General features: G+C 40.0%; 14 protein-coding genes and 1 pseudogene. 10 read left to right on the top strand and 5 right to left on the bottom strand.

The genetic code is table 11. The features are described from left to right. Positions 1–430 (top strand): annotated as a pseudogene (locus tag HMPREF0023_RS05080) (hypothetical protein); the annotation flags it as partial. A 27-nt stretch (positions 431–457) separates the two neighbouring features. Further along, positions 458–637, top strand: a complete 180-nt coding sequence (locus HMPREF0023_RS05075) for a hypothetical protein (RefSeq protein ID WP_004639552.1) — start codon at positions 458–460, stop codon at positions 635–637. Between the two features lie 187 nt (positions 638–824). Here HMPREF0023_RS05075 and HMPREF0023_RS05070 read toward each other — a convergent pair whose 3' ends face one another. Further along, entirely contained in the window at positions 825–1,829 is a 1,005-nt protein-coding gene (locus tag HMPREF0023_RS05070) for a helix-turn-helix domain-containing protein (protein ID WP_005089972.1), read from the bottom strand. A gap of 168 nt (positions 1,830–1,997) precedes the next feature. On the opposite strand from HMPREF0023_RS05070, the gene HMPREF0023_RS05065 reads away from it, so the two are divergent. From HMPREF0023_RS05065 to HMPREF0023_RS05040, 6 genes are all read left to right on the top strand, one after another. Then, the gene (locus HMPREF0023_RS05065) at positions 1,998–2,999 is read left to right on the top strand and encodes a putative solute-binding protein (RefSeq protein ID WP_004639548.1); all 1,002 of its coding nucleotides are present in this window, start codon (positions 1,998–2,000) and stop codon (positions 2,997–2,999) included. A 69-nt stretch (positions 3,000–3,068) separates the two neighbouring features. Further along, positions 3,069–3,980 (top strand): metal-dependent hydrolase, encoded by a 912-nt coding sequence (locus HMPREF0023_RS05060; RefSeq protein ID WP_005089976.1) that lies wholly within the window; start codon positions 3,069–3,071, stop codon positions 3,978–3,980. Between the two features lie 10 nt (positions 3,981–3,990). Beyond that, positions 3,991–4,998, top strand: coding sequence for a putative solute-binding protein (locus tag HMPREF0023_RS05055; RefSeq protein ID WP_004639544.1), 1,008 nt, complete (start codon positions 3,991–3,993; stop codon positions 4,996–4,998). Between the two features lie 166 nt (positions 4,999–5,164). Then, a complete protein-coding gene (locus tag HMPREF0023_RS05050) occupies positions 5,165–7,573 on the top strand; it encodes an FdhF/YdeP family oxidoreductase (RefSeq protein ID WP_008941349.1) in 2,409 nt (802 codons plus the stop codon). A gap of 49 nt (positions 7,574–7,622) precedes the next feature. Further along, positions 7,623–8,414, top strand: coding sequence for a formate dehydrogenase accessory sulfurtransferase FdhD (gene fdhD, locus HMPREF0023_RS05045; protein ID WP_005082587.1), 792 nt, complete (start codon positions 7,623–7,625; stop codon positions 8,412–8,414). A gap of 80 nt (positions 8,415–8,494) precedes the next feature. Then, entirely contained in the window at positions 8,495–9,436 is a 942-nt protein-coding gene (locus tag HMPREF0023_RS05040) for a Dyp-type peroxidase (protein WP_005089984.1), read from the top strand. 43 nt (positions 9,437–9,479) lie between these two features. On the opposite strand, the gene HMPREF0023_RS05035 is transcribed toward HMPREF0023_RS05040, so the two are convergent. The 4 genes from HMPREF0023_RS05035 to HMPREF0023_RS05020 form a co-directional block, all read right to left on the bottom strand. Then, positions 9,480–9,875, bottom strand: coding sequence for an acyl-CoA thioesterase (locus tag HMPREF0023_RS05035; protein ID WP_005089986.1), 396 nt, complete (start codon positions 9,873–9,875; stop codon positions 9,480–9,482). 85 nt (positions 9,876–9,960) lie between these two features. Further along, complete coding sequence (gene adeC, locus HMPREF0023_RS05030; protein ID WP_005089988.1) at positions 9,961–11,364, bottom strand: AdeC/AdeK/OprM family multidrug efflux complex outer membrane factor; 1,404 nt, start codon at positions 11,362–11,364, stop codon at positions 9,961–9,963. A 78-nt stretch (positions 11,365–11,442) separates the two neighbouring features. Then, the gene (locus tag HMPREF0023_RS05025) at positions 11,443–14,568 is read right to left on the bottom strand and encodes an efflux RND transporter permease subunit (protein ID WP_008941347.1); all 3,126 of its coding nucleotides are present in this window, start codon (positions 14,566–14,568) and stop codon (positions 11,443–11,445) included. Next, on the bottom strand, positions 14,565–15,707 hold the full coding sequence (locus HMPREF0023_RS05020; RefSeq protein ID WP_005089991.1) for an efflux RND transporter periplasmic adaptor subunit: 1,143 nt from the start codon (positions 15,705–15,707) through the stop codon (positions 14,565–14,567). Before HMPREF0023_RS05020 ends, HMPREF0023_RS05025 begins: the two co-directional genes overlap by 4 nt. A 145-nt stretch (positions 15,708–15,852) precedes the next feature. Between HMPREF0023_RS05020 and adeR the strand changes: the two genes are divergently transcribed. Both adeR and adeS read left to right on the top strand, forming a co-directional pair. Continuing rightward, entirely contained in the window at positions 15,853–16,584 is a 732-nt protein-coding gene (gene adeR, locus HMPREF0023_RS05015) for an efflux system response regulator transcription factor AdeR (protein ID WP_005089992.1), read from the top strand. Beyond that, on the top strand, positions 16,574–17,659 hold the full coding sequence (adeS, locus tag HMPREF0023_RS05010) for a two-component sensor histidine kinase AdeS (RefSeq protein WP_005089995.1): 1,086 nt from the start codon (positions 16,574–16,576) through the stop codon (positions 17,657–17,659). Before adeR ends, adeS begins: the two co-directional genes overlap by 11 nt. Positions 17,660–17,679 lie beyond the last annotated feature (20 nt).

Here is a 17,679-nt window from a genome sequence, read left to right as displayed (position 1 = left end):
ATATCGGAGTTTGATTAAGGCCTTGTGTAGAACCGACGTTTCTGAAGTGTTTTTAATTACGCATTTGCGTATCAATAAGGTACAGCTTTGCATCTTACAAGATTATTTTGAAATTAAAATTCATGTGATCTATGCGGATAAACAGCGATCAGTTGTAAATGATGATTTGATTAGTACTCGGAAATTATTGTTTAAAAGCAAAGATGAGTTTCATCGAAATCTTTGTGCATTTTTTTCTCAATTAAATACGCCGCTGATTGCTCAGATTGGTCAATTTAACCAGCAGCAAGCAATGCATCTCATTGAGGATATGTTTTATTCGGAACATATCTTTGAAAAATTATCGGTTTATGGCGAATACATGCAAACACGTATTCAAAATGGTGCCAACTTTAAAGTTTTATCTACAAATGAGTTGTCACATCGTTGAGTTTAGGATTTAAAGAGGAGAGATTATATGTCTCAAGCACAATCAAAATTTCCGTATCTTACTGTTGGAATTAGTATTTTTCTAGGTTGCTTATTCCTACTGTTCTTCTTTTTAGCAGTGAGCCATCAACCTGATTATATGCCTTCACAGCAAAAGCAAAATACGACCCAAGTACAGCAACAGCACTCGATTCAACACAACAACTAGCTTGGGTACGTATTTAATGATGCTATTTTATCTCTTTGAGTGGCGAGCTGAATGCTCGCCAGTATTCTGATGATCTTCTTGTCCAATACTGATTGTATAATGGATCGTGTTAACGGAATCCTGTCTGCTCATCCGTAAATGAAGCTATAAAATAATATTTTTAGAAATAGACTTAAGCCTTCGTAAATTAGTGTTTTCTAGGCGTTGATCCTGTCCAGCGCTTAAATGCGCGAGAGAAATTTTTAGCGTTTGTATATCCAAGGTGGAGGGCAATATTTTCAAGAGATAAATTAGAGTTGTTAAGGAGTTGAATTGCTTTTTCACATCGAACTTTGTCAACAAGTTCCCTAAAGTTGGTTCCTTCATTTTCTAACTTTCGTTGTAAAGTACGTTCTGAAATTTTCATTTTTTCAAGTATGTCTGTTAAAGGACTAATTCCCATACTTTCATCGTAAATAAGATCCTGAATAATATTATTAAAGCTATTTTGCTGTAATAACTTACGCAACTGTAACTTACATTCTTCTCGAGTAAGACGTTCAGCAATTGGGTCTGAGTGAAGTAGTGGAAGGTCTAAAATTTCTTTTTTAAATTTCAGGCGTGTAATGGGGCGATTAAATCTTACTTCACCGGGAATTAAGGGCAGCAATTTATCAAAATAGTCAGGTTTACTAAATTGGACATCCGCAAAGCCTGTTAAAGCCTGTCCAGAAATACTTTTCCCCATTTGTGCGAATCCAAGCAACAACGCAATTTGAATCACTTCATCTAGATAATAGGCTTCAGTCTGTTCAAATGTGATGATTGCATGATCATCTAGAACTTCCAGCTTGATTGTATGTATGCTGGATTGGAGTGAAATAAATTCTTGCGCAATATTCAGTGCTTGTTTGACATCTTTGGCCAGCATGGCCGCCATTCCCATCAGACCATGACAAGTGATGGTCATTTGCATCCCTAAATAAAAACCAAACTCTAAAGCAGGAACTTGGGTGAGTGTAAGCGCACGCCGTAGGATGTTCATCACAATTTTGGCATCGGCACGCCACAAGGGTTGTACCAATTGTTTTGGCTGAAGTCCTGAGTCTTTTAATAATTCATCTGCAGAAATATCCCAACGAGATACCACATCGACCATCAAGGCGATATAGGTACCAGGAACAGTTTTTTCTAATTTTCTATTTAGTGTCATAACATGCAATGTCGGAAAATGATACCAAAATGGCTTACCAAGAACTATTACAACATTTTTTTTTATTTAAAAATAGCCTCATCAACACATGAGTAAATAGGCTCTGTTTTAAAACGGATTATTGCTTTCAATGGGGTTGAGTCGTTTGAAAATCATATAGGATTCGTAATGAAAAAGGGAATTTTGATTGCAGCCTTAATGACCATTTTTTCGAAGACTGGACATGCAAAAGTTGATATTTGTGTGTTTGATCTACAAGGTAAAGCCGGAGAGTCTTACAAACTTGTAGAAGAATGGGCATTGGCAGCAAAATCGTGGAATGCTGATCTCAATCTCATCCCATATCAAGATGAGGCGAAAGCACAAAATGATTTTGATACAGGGAAATGTGATGGTGTTTCTATGACATCGATGCGCGCCCGTAAATACAATAAGTTTGCAGGATCAATTGACGCATTAGGTGCAGTGACCAGTAATTCGATTGCACGAAAAGCTATTACTTATGTACTAGATCCACGTAATAAACACCGTATGGTTACTCGTTTAGATAGTGATGAGTTTGAGGTCGCTGCGATTGCTCAAATTGGTCTGGCTTATGTCTTTGTACGAGATAAAACCATCAATACGATTGAAAAGGGTAAAGGCAAAAAGTTTGCCTATTTACACTATGACCAAGCGCAAAAGATGATTGTGGATCGTTTGGAGTTGGTTGGTGTTGCTTCTGAGATCTCAGATTTTGCCAAAAAATTTAACAACAACCAAGTGGATGTGATTGCTGCGCCAGCTTATGCCTATAAACCATTGGAAATCGCCAAAGGTTTAGGTGCAAATGGTGCCATGTTTAATTTTCCTGTGATTAATTTAACAGGCGACATCATTATTCGACCCAAGAAATTTCCTACAGATTTTGGTTTGAAATCGCGTGCTTGGGCTACGAGACAGCTCCCAAAAAACTTTGCTACGGTTGCACGTTTAGAGGCTGAAATCCCCGCAAAATATAGGCAAGAGCTTTCTATAGAAGATAAACGTCGTTATCAACAAATGCTTAGAGATGGGCGAATCGAGCTAACCAAATTGGGCATTTATGACCCCATCATGATGAGTGTTTTGAAACGGGCTCGTTGTACGGTTGAACGAACGAATTTTGAGTGTTCTTTGGGTGGAGAATAGTTAAGTAAATCTTGGCTATTTCTAATATTTGAGAAATTTTCTGAATTTAGGTTGAAAGTTGAGGCAACTATGAATGCAACTGCTCATCATCACAAACTTGTTGCAAGATCTGTAAGGTTTGATTTTTCTAATTCTCCTGTACAGTGGATTCCGAATGATCCTGTGTGTTCTCATTTAATTAATGGTATTAACTTAATTTTACCAGCAGGCGAATTTTGGTTTTGTCGTGTTTATAACAAAGCTTTACCTTATGTAAATGATCCAATTCTAAGTGACGATGTCAAAGGTTTTATTCGACAAGAAGCAACACATGCACGTGCTCACCAAGGTGCTCAAGAATTTCTGCGGCAGCATGGCTATGATCTTGAGCCTGCATTTAAAAAAATTAACTGGATTTTTGGTATCTTGTTGGGTGAAAGCCCTTTAGGTATTAAGGCTTTAGCAATTCAACCGCTTGAACATTTTTGGTTAATTACGAGGGTCGGTGTGGTTGCTGCAATTGAGCACTTTACTGGTGTGCTTGGGCAGTGGTGTATGGATAACAAGTCATGGGATAAGGCTGATCCCGTGATTGCAGATATGTTCCGTTGGCATTTAGCTGAGGAAGTTGAACATCGCTGTGTTGCTTATGATTTATTTAAAGCCATGCTACCGAATCCGATTCTTTTTTATCTTTATCGTCAGTTTTTAATGGCTTTAGTCTTTCCTATTTTTATTTATGTATTAGCAGATGTTGGTCGCCATTTAGGTAAACAGGACCCAGACCAATCAGTAAAAAAGATTGCTAATAAGGGCTTAATCGCGCTGTTGTCGACTTATCATAAACAGGCCAAGGCAACAGACAATGGCCCAACACTAACATTCTTAGTGAAAGCTACGATTCGTTGGATTTCACCAAAGTTTCATCCTGAGTCAGAAGGAAATACACAACAAGCCTTGGATTACTTAGCACGTTCACCTGCGGTACAGGCCGTAAAATAAAGGAAAACATATGAAAAAAATTGCACTTGCTATCATGACAACTTCGTTAATGGGAGTATCAATTTCTGCTCAAGCGAAAATTGATGTGTGTGTATTTGATATTTTGGGAAGATCAGGTGAAGCCTATAAGATGATGCAGGATTGGGCTCTGGCAGCAAAAGGTTGGGGCGCTGACATCAATCTTTTAGCAATCACCGATGAGGCTGTTGCTGATAATAATTTTAAGGCGGGTAAATGTGATGGTGTAGCAATGACTGCTATGCGTGCACGTCCATATAATAAGTTTGTCGGTTCTATTGACTCTCTTGGGGGGGTACCAAGTGATGAAATTGCAAAGCGTGCAATTACCTTCGTTTCTGATCCTCGTAATGCTGCTAAAATGACCACTAATCTCAGTGGTAATAAATATGAAGTTGTTGGAATTTCACCTTTAGGTTCTGCATATATATTTGTACGTGATAAAAGCATTGATTCAATTGAAAAAGCAGCAGGCAAGAAGTTTGCTGTACTGGGCTATGATGATGCGCAGAAGCTGATTGTACAACGTGTGGGTGCACAAGCTGTACTTTCTGATATTTCAAACTTTGCTGCTAAATTTAATAATGGTCAGGTAGATATGATTGGCGCGCCAGCTTATGCTTATAAACCTTTAGAGTTACATAAGGGTTTAGGCACGAATGGGGTGATGTACAATTTCCCAGTACTACAAGTCACAGCCAATATCGTGATACGCCCTGAAAAATTCCCCGCAGGCTTTGGTCAAAAATCTCGTGATTTTTCTGTTAAACAGCTTCCAAAAATCTTTACGACAATTAAGCGTTTAGAGGCAGAAATTCCAGCAAAATATAAAATGAATTTAACGCCTGAAGACAAGTTGAAGTATCAAAAAATGATGCGTGATGGCCGGATTGAGTTAACTCAACGTGGTGTTTACGATGCAAGCATGATGTCTGTTTTGAAGAGAGCACGCTGTTCGGTTGATAAGGCGAATTTTGAGTGCGCTTTAGCTGGTGAATAATACATACAGCCTATTTTTCCAAAAAGATAAAAAGACCTAGATGATCTAGGTCTTTTTTTGAACAAAAAATAAAAGACCTAAGACAAAACGTGAATAGTCAAACAAGCTGCTTTTGTGTTAATGCTATATTGTAAGAAATGAGAAAAGCTCACATGAGGGCAGCTAGATGGATAATTCAGAACAAACCATTTATAAGCAAGAAAATAATGGCTTTGCCAGAATTGAGCCGTATAACCAACCTGCGGGTGGTTGGGGAGCATTGCTCAGTGTTGCCCGTAACCTCAAAAGGCAAGATATTCTAAAGAAAGGTTCAATCACACTACTTAATATTAATCAGCCAACAGGTTTTGATTGTCCGGGTTGTGCATGGCCTGAAAAAAAAGATGCGCATGCCTTTAACTTCTGTGAAAACGGTGCCAAAGCCGTTGCATTTGAGGCAACCAGTAAAACAGTAACACCTGAGTTTTTTGCAGAGCATACGGTCAGTTGGTTGGCAGAGCAGAGTGATTTCTATCTAGAAGATCTTGGGCGTTTAACTGATCCGATGCGCTACGATCCTAGCTCAGATAAATATGTCCCAATTTCTTGGGATGAAGCTTTCCAGCTCATCGCCAAACATTTACAAGCATTAGATCACCCAGACCAAGCCGCATTTTATACCTCTGGTCGTGCCAGTAACGAAGCCGCTTTTTTGTACCAACTTTTTGTAAGAAGTTTTGGAACCAATAATTTTCCTGATTGTTCCAATATGTGCCATGAGACGACGAGCGTTGGTTTAAAAGATTCAATTGGTTTGGGAAAAGGTACGGTTATCTTAGATGACTTTGATCAAGCAGATGCGATCTTTAGTTTTGGTCATAATCCGGGCACCAATCATCCACGAATGTTGGCAACACTGAGAGAGGTTTCAAAGCGTGGCGGCAATATTATTGCCATTAATCCCATCAAAGAACGTGGCTTGGAACGTTTTCAAGATCCTCAAGCACCGTTGGAAATGATGACCAATGGGAGTACGCCGATCAGTCGTTATTATTTCCAGCCCAAAATTGGGGGAGATTATGCACTACTATTTGGGGTGCTCAAGCATTTATCTGAATGGGACAAAAAGGCGATAGCGCAAGCAAAACCGAGTGTATTTGATCGTAGTTTTATTGCGATGAATACGATTGGTTTTGATGAAATGTTAGCTGAAGTTGATCGCACGGATTGGGAACAAATCCATAAATATACAGGGCTTTCACCTGAGCATTTAGAATCGATTGCAAAAATGTATTTAGATGCTAAAACCGCAATTTTCTGTTGGGGCATGGGCATCACTCAACATCGTCATGGGACTGCCAATATTCATATGCTTGCTAACTTAATGTTGGCTAGAGGGCATATTGGTCGTCCGGGCTCAGGTTTATGTCCTGTACGTGGTCACAGCAATGTGCAAGGTGATCGCACGATGGGGATTAATGAAAATCCAAGTGATAAGTTGTTAGATAGCATTGACCGTGTGTTTGGGATCACATCTCCTCGTAAACATGGCTTTGGTGTGGTTGATACCATTAAAGCGATGTATGAAGGAGAGGTAAAAGTCTTTATTGGTTTAGGTGGTAATTTTGCAGTTGCTACACCAGACACACCTTATACACAAGAAGCACTTCGACGCTGTAATTTGACCGTAAACATCACCACTAAACTTAATCGAAGCCATTTGGTGTGTGGCAAAGAAGCATTGATGCTCCCTTGTCTCGGACGTACCGAAGTTGATATGCAAGTGCATGGTCCACAAGCAATTTCCGTCGAAGATTCTATGAGTAATGTCCATTTATCCGCAGGACGCAATCCACCAATCTCAGACAATATTTTGTCTGAACCTGACATTGTGGCACGTATGGCAGCAGCCACTTTGCCTGACTGTCAAGTCAAATGGCGTTGGTATATTGAGAGTTATGATCGTATTCGTGATTCTATCGCTGATGTTTTTGATGAGTTCCATGACTTTAATCAGCGGGTTTACCAACCGGGTGGTTTTCACTTAGAGCATCCTGCCAATCAACATGTTTGGAATACACCAAGTGGTAAAGCCCAATTCTTGATTACGCCTTTGGCAGAAGTTTATGAGGATGCTGAAAATCAATATGCGGCCGCTTATAGCGAACAACAGGTTTATACCTTAATGACCACACGCTCGCATGACCAATACAATACGACTTTATATGGATTAGATGATCGTTATCGGGGTGTCTATGGACAACGTCGTGTGTTGTTTATGAATCAAGCAGATATAGATACGGCAGGTTTTGAAGCTGATCAATGGGTTGATATTGAAAGTGTATTCTCTGATGGTGTTAAGCGGATTGTGCATAGTTTCCGTATCGTACCCTATAACATTCCCCAAGGTAGCTTAGCGGCATACTATCCAGAAACCAATCCGTTAGTTGCATTAGGTAGCCACGATAAATACGCCAAGATTCCTGCATCAAAGAGTATTCCTGTCATTCTTCATGCTGGACAAGCACCTGAACATTTTAATTTGGCAGTTGAAGTTGATCCAGAACACGCAAATCAACGGGTCAGTGGCGTATAACGTATTCGATTTTTAATATTCGAGTGAGAAATATCAAAGAGGTTTATCGGTGGATACCAAAATACGCGGCTATGAAACGGTGCAAGTACACCGTTTCCATCAGGATTTGTCTGAAAATGAAATGGATTATATCGTTCAGGAATATCCGATTGCATTGATATATAACGGAATTTCTCATGCAGTTATGATGGCAACGCCGTCCGATATTGAGGTATTCGCCAAAGGCTTTAGCTTATCTGAAGGAATTGTGCAGAGCCTCAACGAATTATATTCGATTGAAATTAGTCAAAATGAACTGGGTGTGCAAGTCGAGATGACAATTGCATCGCGTGCATTTATGGCCCTCAAACAACATCGACGGATGATGGTTGGGCGAACAGGTTGTGGTTTATGCGGGATTGAGAGTTTAAAGCAACTTTATTCCGAGCTGCCATTGGTGAGCAGTCATGTTCCGTCCTCTTGGCTTAATCAAATTCCAAGTGCAATTGCTCAACTCAAAGCTAAACAAAAAATAAGTGAATTAACAGGTGGTGCACATGCCGCTGCTTGGGTGGTCAAAGGTCAGATCATTGCTTTGTTTGAAGATGTTGGGCGACACAATGCCTTAGATAAATTATTGGGTTATTTGGCTGAACAAAAGTTAAATGTTGCGGATGGTTTTGTGGTTATGACTAGTCGTGCCAGTTATGAGCTGATTCGCAAATGTGCGCAATTCAACATTGCTTTATTGGCAACGATTTCGGCACCGACTAGCATGGCAATCGAAATGGCAAAAAAATTGAACCTAACCTTAGCAAGTTTTTGTCGTGGAGATAGCTTTGTCGTTTATACGCAGGAATAGTAAAAATTTGTGTTTCTGTTGCTAAGTGATTCATCGATTTGTGTAGGATATACGTATTAACTTTTTTATTCCTAAAAATTATGAATATACCGCTTAGACCACAGCCTGTAATTAATAATCTTTCAGGTGAAAATGCCTTATTTATCGTTCTAGGTATCAATGCTCAACCTGATTATTCTGGGGTGATTGATTTTCTTGCAAACTTTTCTGCTTTGGTTCGGAGTCTCAATCATCGATTTCCACAGAGTAACTTTAGTGCTTCTGTTGGGATTGGTTCAAATGCCTGGGACTTATTATTTCCACAGTTAAATAAACCGAAAGAGCTAACTCCATTTCAGGAAATAAAGGGAATAAAGCATACTGCGGTAGCGACAGCAGGAGATTTATTTTTCCATATCCGAGCGGATCAGGTGGCGATCTGCTATGAACTTGCTGCGATTCTCCATGAACAACTTAAACAAGATACCTATCCCATCAGTGAAACCAAAGGTTTCAGATATTTTGATGGCCGTGCCATTTTAGGCTTTGTGGATGGTACTGAAAATCCTGAACATGAAATTGCCAAAGAAATCGCTTATGTAGGTGCAGAAGATGCTGAGTTCCTTGGTGGTAGTTATGTATTCATTCAAAAATATTTACATAACATGGAAATGTGGAAAGGGCTAAGCACCGAAGAACAAGAAAAAGTGATTGGCAGAAAGAAATATGATGATGTTGAATTAGGTGATGATGTTAAGCCACAAAATGCACATAATGTGGTGAGTAAAGCACACGATGCTGATGGCAATGAATTGAAAATTCTCAGAGCCAATATGCCATTTTCAAACCCAACTGAAGGAGAGTACGGCACTTTCTTTATTGGGTATTCACGCTCATTCAATATCACCAAAACGATGTTAGAAAATATGTTTCTTGGCAAAGAAAATGGTCATGTGGATCGGTTATTAGATTTCAGTACACCTGTTTCTGGGAGCTTATTCTTTGTACCGACCTTTGACTTCCTCGAAGATTTAGGCGAGTAAGTTTAATTCGCTGAAATGAATCAGTTTATTTCAGCGAAAATGTTTATTGGCTAATCAGATATTTTTGTAACTGAGTACGGAATTGATCTGGAATACGATCTGATTTCTGCGCGCTGAAATCGAAATACACTTGAACAGCTTTACCTCGCGCAACACAGTGATCATTTTGCCAAGCTTCATGTGCGACAATGAATGAAGAATTCCCGATCTGTTCAATCCATGTTTTGATTTCGATATCAGCACCATAATAAATTTGGGCAACAAAATCGACTTCAACTCGTGCGAGAATCAAAGGTAGGTTTTTGATTTCCATACTTGGGTTGAATAAACGAAAAACAGGTTCACGTGCGGTTTCAAACCAACCTGTGATTACAGTATTGTTGATATGTCCGAAAGCATCTGTTTCATAAAATCTTGGTGTGAGCGAAAGTGTAAACATAGATTAACGGTTATTTTCTGATTTAAACTTAAACACTATAAGGGCTGAGTCTTTAAAAATCAGCCCGAATAACAGACTTAAGCGTTTACGAATGTCGAGATAATCCACCTCCTAAAGCCTTATAGAGTTCGATCTGATTATTCAATTTAGTTTGTTCAAGTATCAATAAGCCTTGTTGAGCTGCATAAGCTGAACGTTGTGCATCCAATACGGTCAGATAACTATCAATACCAGCTCTAAAACGAGCACTAGATAGCTTATAAGTCGTATCTGTTGCCGAGACTAAGCGGCGTTGAGCATCAAGACGTTCATCAATATGTGCATGGGCAGCAAGAGCATCATTCACCTCACGAAAAGCAGCTTGAATTGATTTTTCATATTCAGAGAGTGCTATCTTTTGGTCTGTTTCTGAGATTTTAACATTCGCCTTTCGAGTGCCCCAGTCAAAAATGGGGAGGTCTATACTTGGGCCGATTGACCAAGAGAAACCACCAGACTTAAATAAATCATTCAGTTCAGTTGAAGCATATCCAGCAGAACCAGTTAGGCTAATAGTCGGAAACATTCGTGCTTTTGCTGCACCAATATTTGCACCTGCAGCACGCAGTTGATATTCGGCAGCTTTTAAATCTGGACGATTATTCAATAAGTCACTACTTAAACCCGTTGCAAAGGTCTTTTCTTGAGTGATATTGGAGATCGCTTGGTGAGGCAGTAAGTCCTGTGGAATGGTTTGCCCAGCCAATAGATTCAATAAATTCTGTGCTTGCAAGACTTGGGTTCTATAATTTGCCACATCATTACGAGCAGTCTCTACAGAGATTTGTGCTTGTCGTAATGGTACTTCACTATCAATCCCAACGTTGAAGCGCTTTTTATTCAGCTCGTATGAATCAAGTTGAGCTTTTAAGGTTTGTTCAGCTAGGCTGAGATTCTCTTTCGCAAATGCATAATTTAACCATGCTTGTGTGATTTGACTCACGAGGCTAATTTGTGTGGCGTCGCGTGCGCTTTGCGTAGCTAAGTATTGATTTAAAGCGGTATCTTTGAGACTTTTCACTCGTCCCCAAAAATCCAATTCATAGGCTGTTACGCCTAAACCAACTTGAAAGGTAGAGTAGGGATTATTGGGATTTATCGAGGGATTTACTTGTCGTACTGCGCTGCCTGTGGCTCCTATCATTGGTCGTTGGTCATTTCGAGTGATTTGGTACTGTTGCTGAGCGCGTTGAATATTGAGCGTTGCAGTGCGCAAATCACGATTGTTCTCTAAACTGATCTCAATGACTTGCAATAAACGAGGATCAGAAAAAAAATCTTTATAACCTTGTTCTGCAATTGAGGTTCCACCATTAGCATGACTAAAGCTTTGCGGAATATCAGAGCGAATGACTGGTGAAGGGGCTTGCATACTGACACAAGCAGTCAGGGCGATAGTAAGGGTAGAGATGACGATTCCACGTGATAAAAGTACAGTCGATCTAGACATGGTACGCTCCAAATAGAAATGAATATGGTTTAGGCCTGCTGTATCAGAGGAAAGGTGACTTTCCTCTGATTTTTCAGTTTAGGAGGTAGTTTCTTGCTTCGTGGATGTTCGCTTTGATTTAAACAGTTTCTCTACGCCGCCAAGGATAAAGACGAAGAAAACAGGAACGAAGAAAATTGCAAGAATAGTGGCTGATATCATGCCGCCAAATACACCTGTACCTAATGCGTGTTGGGTTTCTGAACTTGCACCAGAGGCAATCACTAAGGGAATCACACCACAGGTAAAGGCAAGTGAGGTCATCAAAATCGGACGTAAACGCAGTTTCGCTGCTTGTACTGTTGCCTCGATCAAACTCATCCCTTCTTCTTTGAGCATTTTTGCGAATTCAACGATCAAAATGGCGTTCTTGGCAGAGAGTCCAATGATGGTAATCAAACCAATTTTAAAGAATACGTCATTCATCATTCCTCTTGTCATAATCGCAACTATGGCACCGAAGATGCCCAATGGAACAACTAACATGACAGAAAGTGGAATTGCCCAACTTTCATATAATGCAGCCAGCACAAGGAAGACCACTAACATTGATAGAACCAATAAGAATGCCATTTGCGATTCAGACTGTTTCTCTTGCAGTGAAATTCCTGTCCATTCATAGCCAATTCCTTTCGGCAATTGAGCGATCAGATTTTCCATTTCACGCATTGCATCACCAGAAGAGGTATCAAAATTAGGGATACCCGCAATGCTTAATGAAGGACGACCATTGTATCGGTTATATTGTTGGGGAGCTTTGTTCCATTCAGGTGTAACTACCTCAGACAAAGAGACTAATTGACCGCTTGCACCTGCGACTTTGAGATTCAAAATATCTTTTAAGTGCATACGTGACTTTGCTTCCACTTGGACAATCACTTGTTGCATACGACCCTGATTTGGAAAATCATTGATATACATTGAACCCATAGAAGTCGAAATAATATCGGAGACATCAGCAAATCTCACACCTAGAGCATTCAGTTTTTCACGGTCAATTTTTAAAGAAATATTGTCACCTTGTGGTAAACCTTCATTCCAAACCATGTAAAACTTTTTGTTTTTAGCTGCCATTGCCATCAATTGGTCTTGTGCGGCTAACAATGCAGGCATACCTAAGTTGGCACGGTCTTGTAAGCGGAGACTGAAACCTGAGAAAGTACCTAACTCATCAATTGCGGGTGGAAGCACAGCCATCGTTGCGCCTTCCTTGCTATTTGCCATTTCGGCATTGACAGCGTTGGTCATTTCGGATGCGCTAGAAGTACGATCTTTAAAATCCTTCAATGTAGTAAATGAAACAGCCACGTTCTGTCCAGAACCGCTAAAGCCCCAACCGAGAATCGTGGTGTTATTCTTAACATTTGGATTGTCTTTAAGGCTATCCTCAAACTGATTTACGATGTTTTTTGTACGCTCAGTGGTTGCATCGGATGGCAGTTGGAAGGAGGTTAGGAACCAACCTTGGTCTTCTTCGGGCATAAATGCAGTTGGCCAGTACTTCATTCCCGCAAAGGTTAAACCTGTAATCACAACAAAGATCACCATCATTGGAATACTATGTTTAATCACTTTAAGTAGGATGCGTTCATATTTTTTCGTAACTTTATCAAAGCTACGATCAAACCATGCAAAAAAACCTTTTTTCTGATGATGCCCGTCAATTGGTTTGAGAATCGTGGCACAGAGTGCAGGTGTTAAGACCAAAGCCAATAGTGCAGAGAATAAAATAGACACCGACATAGTCAGGGTAAATTGCTGATAAATGATACCCACTGAACCACTGGCAAATGCCATGGGTAAAAATACCGCTGCCAGTACGAGTGTAATCCCGATAATTGGACTGGTGATTTCCTTCATGGCTTTAGAGGTTGCCTCTTTAGGCGGTAAACCTTCGGTTGCCATAATCCGCTCAACGTTTTCCACCACGACGATCGCATCATCCACGATGATCCCGATGGCGAGCACCATACCAAACATCGTCAATACATTAATGGAAAAGCCTGCAACTAACATCACGGCAAAAGTGCCGAGTAGTGCAATCGGTGCGACAATCGCAGGTATCAGCGTATATCGAACGTTATGTAAGAATAAGTACATCACGATGAAAACCAGAACCATCGCTTCTAATAAAGTATGGATGACTTTCTCAATGGAAATTTTAACGAACGGCGCCGTGTCATAAGGAATACTAAATTGCATACCCTCAGGTAAATTGATGTTTAACTCTTCGATTTTTTCACGGACTGCGTCTGCTGTTTTTACTGCATTGGCACCTGGGCTGAGTTGAATTGCAGCAGCAGTAGACGGTTTACCATCCTCCAAGATCGCAAAGTTGTAGGCTTGAGAGCCAATTTCAACATTGGCGACGTCAGAAAGTCGAATTACACTACCACTGGTTTTGCTTTTCAAACTGATATTTTTGAATTGCTCTATACTATCAAGTTGCCCTTGTGCAGATAAAGGAATGGTGATGAGCTGACCCTGTTCGGCAGGCATATCGCCAAGACGACCGGGTGCGATTTCAACATTATTTTCACGAATAGCTGCATTTACATCACTAATTGATAGACCATAAGACACGAGTTTGTTTGGATCGACCCATATTCGCATGGCTTTTTCTGCACCAAAGGATTGAACTTTTCCGACTCCTTCGACACGCTTTAATTCTTCCACCACATTGCGGACAAGATAATCACTCAAATCAATTTCAGAATATTGACCATTGGGTGATTTGATACCGACTAACATCAAGAAGCCTGATGACGAAGACTCAACTTGTAAGCCTTGTTGGCGGACAATTTGAGGCAAACGTGCTTCGATGGCTTTGATTTTGTTTTGTACATCCACTTGTGCCATATCCACATCTGTACCTGGTTTAAAGGTCGCAGAAATCTCGGCTGTACCAGACGTATCTGTGGTTGAGCTGTAATACAACAGGTTTTTTACACCAGATAATTCCCGTTCAATCAGTGTAACTACACTATCATTAATGGTTTTAGGTGTTGCACCAGGATAGACCGCACTAATATTGACTTGTGGAGGGGCTACGCTTGGAAAGCGGGCAATCGGTAATTTAGGAATACTCAGTAACCCAAATAAGATAATAAAAATCGCGATCACCCACGCAAAAATGGGGCGACGAATGAAGAATTGGGACATCATTGGGCTCCTTGGGTGGCAGGGATTTTCCACGCTGTCATTTCAAGTTTTTGATCAGGTTGAATGCGGTCAATCCCTTCAACAACCACCTTTTCACCAGTTTTAAGCCCTTTATTGACTAGGTAATATTGTTCATATTGCTGCCCTAATTCGATTGGACGAATTTCAGCAGTGCCTTTGGTATTGATGACATAAACCTGAGGCTCCCCAGAGATATTGCGTTGAATCGCTTGTGCTGGGATCAACAAGGCTTGTGGGACAGAAGCGCGATCAATATTCACACGGACATACATGCCCGGTAGTAACTTTCTCTCTGGATTGTTGACTTCAATACGAATGGTGACATCACCTGTTTCTGGATCAACATTGATGTCTTCAAACAACATTCGTGCAGTCACGTTATAAGGCTGACCATGACTGTTAAAGATCCGAACAGTTTTTTGGTCATTTGCAGATAATTCACCGCTTTGTAATGCCGCTTGTAAACGTTCAAAGTCTCCAATGGATTGCTTCACATCGACATAAACTTTATCGATTTGCTGGATGGTCGCCATGGTATTTGCATCACCTTGGCTAACTAAAGCACCTTCAGTTACGAACGACTGTCCAATACGCCCTGAAATCGGTGCTCGAACTGTTGCATATTGAAGATTTAAATTTTGTCGTGTAAGCAAGGCTTTCATTTGAGCAACATCCGCCAAAGCTTGGCGATATTCAGCTTGAACATTACTGACTTCTTGTTTACTAATTGCATTACTCGGAAGTAATTGCTCGTAACGTTCCAGTTGAACTTTTAGACGTGTAACTTCCGCTTCTGCTTTATTAAGTGAAGCTCTATTACTATTTACATCAGCTTGGAAGGTTTCAGAATTAATTTTATATAAAGCTTGTCCTGCCTTTACCTCACTCCCTTGAGTAAATAGCACTTTTTCAATAATGCCACCGACTTGAGGACGAATTTCAGCCGTACGAAATGCTTGTACGCGTGCGGGTAGGTTTTCGCTAAAATTTACAGATTGAGGTTGAACATTGATCACACTCACTTTTGCAGGAGGTGCTTCAGGTTGTTCTACTTCGGAATTACAACCGTGTAGAACCAGTCCAATGGATAGAACTAATGGGAGTAAAAGATGCTTTTGCATACTGCCAAATCTCAGGAGTTTTTGATGTTGACAGTATTTTCTGATTTTGTGTAACCACCATCCGTAAAGTGTGGAAAAAGTGTGGAGATCAATTGATAAATCGTCGTATTATGAAGATTGACTGATTTTTCTATGATTGATCTCTATGTTGGAAGCTTCATTTTCATTCGATTGTCGTGACAAATTTATTCTTGTCGTTGAGGATGAGTATGATATTGGCGATATTATCGAGCACTATTTAAAACGCGAAGGAATGCGTGTAATTCGTGCCATGAATGGGAAGCAGGCGATTGAAATGCATGCATCGCAACCGATTGATTTAATTCTTTTAGATATTAAACTTCCTGAGTTAAATGGTTGGGAGGTACTTAACAAAATCCGTCAAAAAGCTCAGACGCCTGTAATCATGTTAACTGCACTGGATCAAGATATTGATAAAGTCATGGCGTTACGTATAGGCGCTGATGACTTTGTCGTGAAGCCATTCAATCCAAATGAAGTGGTGGCTCGTGTGCAAGCTGTTCTCAGACGGACTCAGCAAAACACTCAAGCTTTAAATAAAAATATAATTTATAAAAATATCGAGATTAATACAGATATTCATAGTGTGTATGTACATCGAGATACTCAGAAAGTTTTGCTCAATTTGACTTTAACTGAGTACAAAATTTTACTCCTTATTATTGATCATCCACACAAAGTTTTTACCCGTAGCGAACTTATGAATCACTGTTTACCAGATAGTGATGCTTTAGAGCGTACCGTTGATAGTCATGTCAGTAAATTGAGGAAGAAACTAGAAGAACAGGGGCTGCAACATATGTTGATCAATGTACGTGGTGTTGGCTATCGCTTGGATCATCCACATGAAAAATAAATCAGGTATTAGCAAACAACTCTTTATCGCGCTGAGTATTGTGAACTTAAGTGTGACGCTATTTTCTGTTTTTATAGGCTATGTAATCTACAATTATGCAATTGAAACGGGGTGGATTACGCTGGGTTCATTGGAAGAGGATTGGACCGAATTTCATGTCGTTGATTGGGTTTGGCTATTCACGGTGATATTTTGTGGTACGGTGATCTCCTTAATTATTGGTTTACTGCTGGCGAAACGTTTTATTGTTCCAATTAACTCTCTAGCCAATGCCGCAAAAGAAATTAGCTTAGGTGATCTTTCTGCAAGAGCTGAAGATACGAAAATACATTCAACAGAAATATCAGAGTTGATGCATAACTTTAATAATATGGCTCAAAAACTTGAAGATTCTGTGAAAACGGCACAAGTCTGGAATGCTGCAATTGCACATGAGTTACGTACGCCAATCACGATTTTACAGGGGCGTTTACAGGGGATTGTTGATGGTGTATTTGAGCCTAAACCTAAACTCATGAAAAGTTTATTGAACCAAGTTGAGGGACTCTCGTACTTAGTTGAAGACCTAAGAACATTGAGTTTGGTCGAAAACCAACAGCTCCGATTAAATATTGAAGCTGTGAATTTTCAAGCGTGTGTAGATAAAGTCATTTCGATGTTTGGCGAAAGGCTCAAACAAGCTCACCTCACGATTGAAACAGAAGTTTCAAAAGATATTGTGCATTGTGATCGACAACGTATGGAGCAAGTTCTCATTGCTCTGGTCGATAATGCTGTTCGATATGCGAATGCGGGATTGCTAACAATAAGATCAAGAATAGATGCCAATGATTGGATTTTACAAATAGAAGATGAAGGGCCTGGGATTGCTTTAGAGTACCAACATGATTTATTTGATCCTTTTTTTCGTTTAGAGGAGTCTCGTAATAAAGAATTTGGTGGAACGGGGCTAGGTTTAGCCGTTGTCCATGCGATAGTCGTTGCGCATCAGGGTTCGATTCAATATGAAAATAAAAAACCAAATAGTGTGTTTACTATTCGTATTCCGATGACAACTGACTCAGACCGTGTTTAGACGAACCATGATCTTTCGGA

It is taken from the genome of Acinetobacter sp. ATCC 27244, from assembly GCF_000156555.1.
GTDB lineage: Bacteria > Pseudomonadota > Gammaproteobacteria > Pseudomonadales > Moraxellaceae > Acinetobacter > Acinetobacter haemolyticus.
This window is presented reverse-complemented; position numbering and strand designations above follow the sequence as displayed.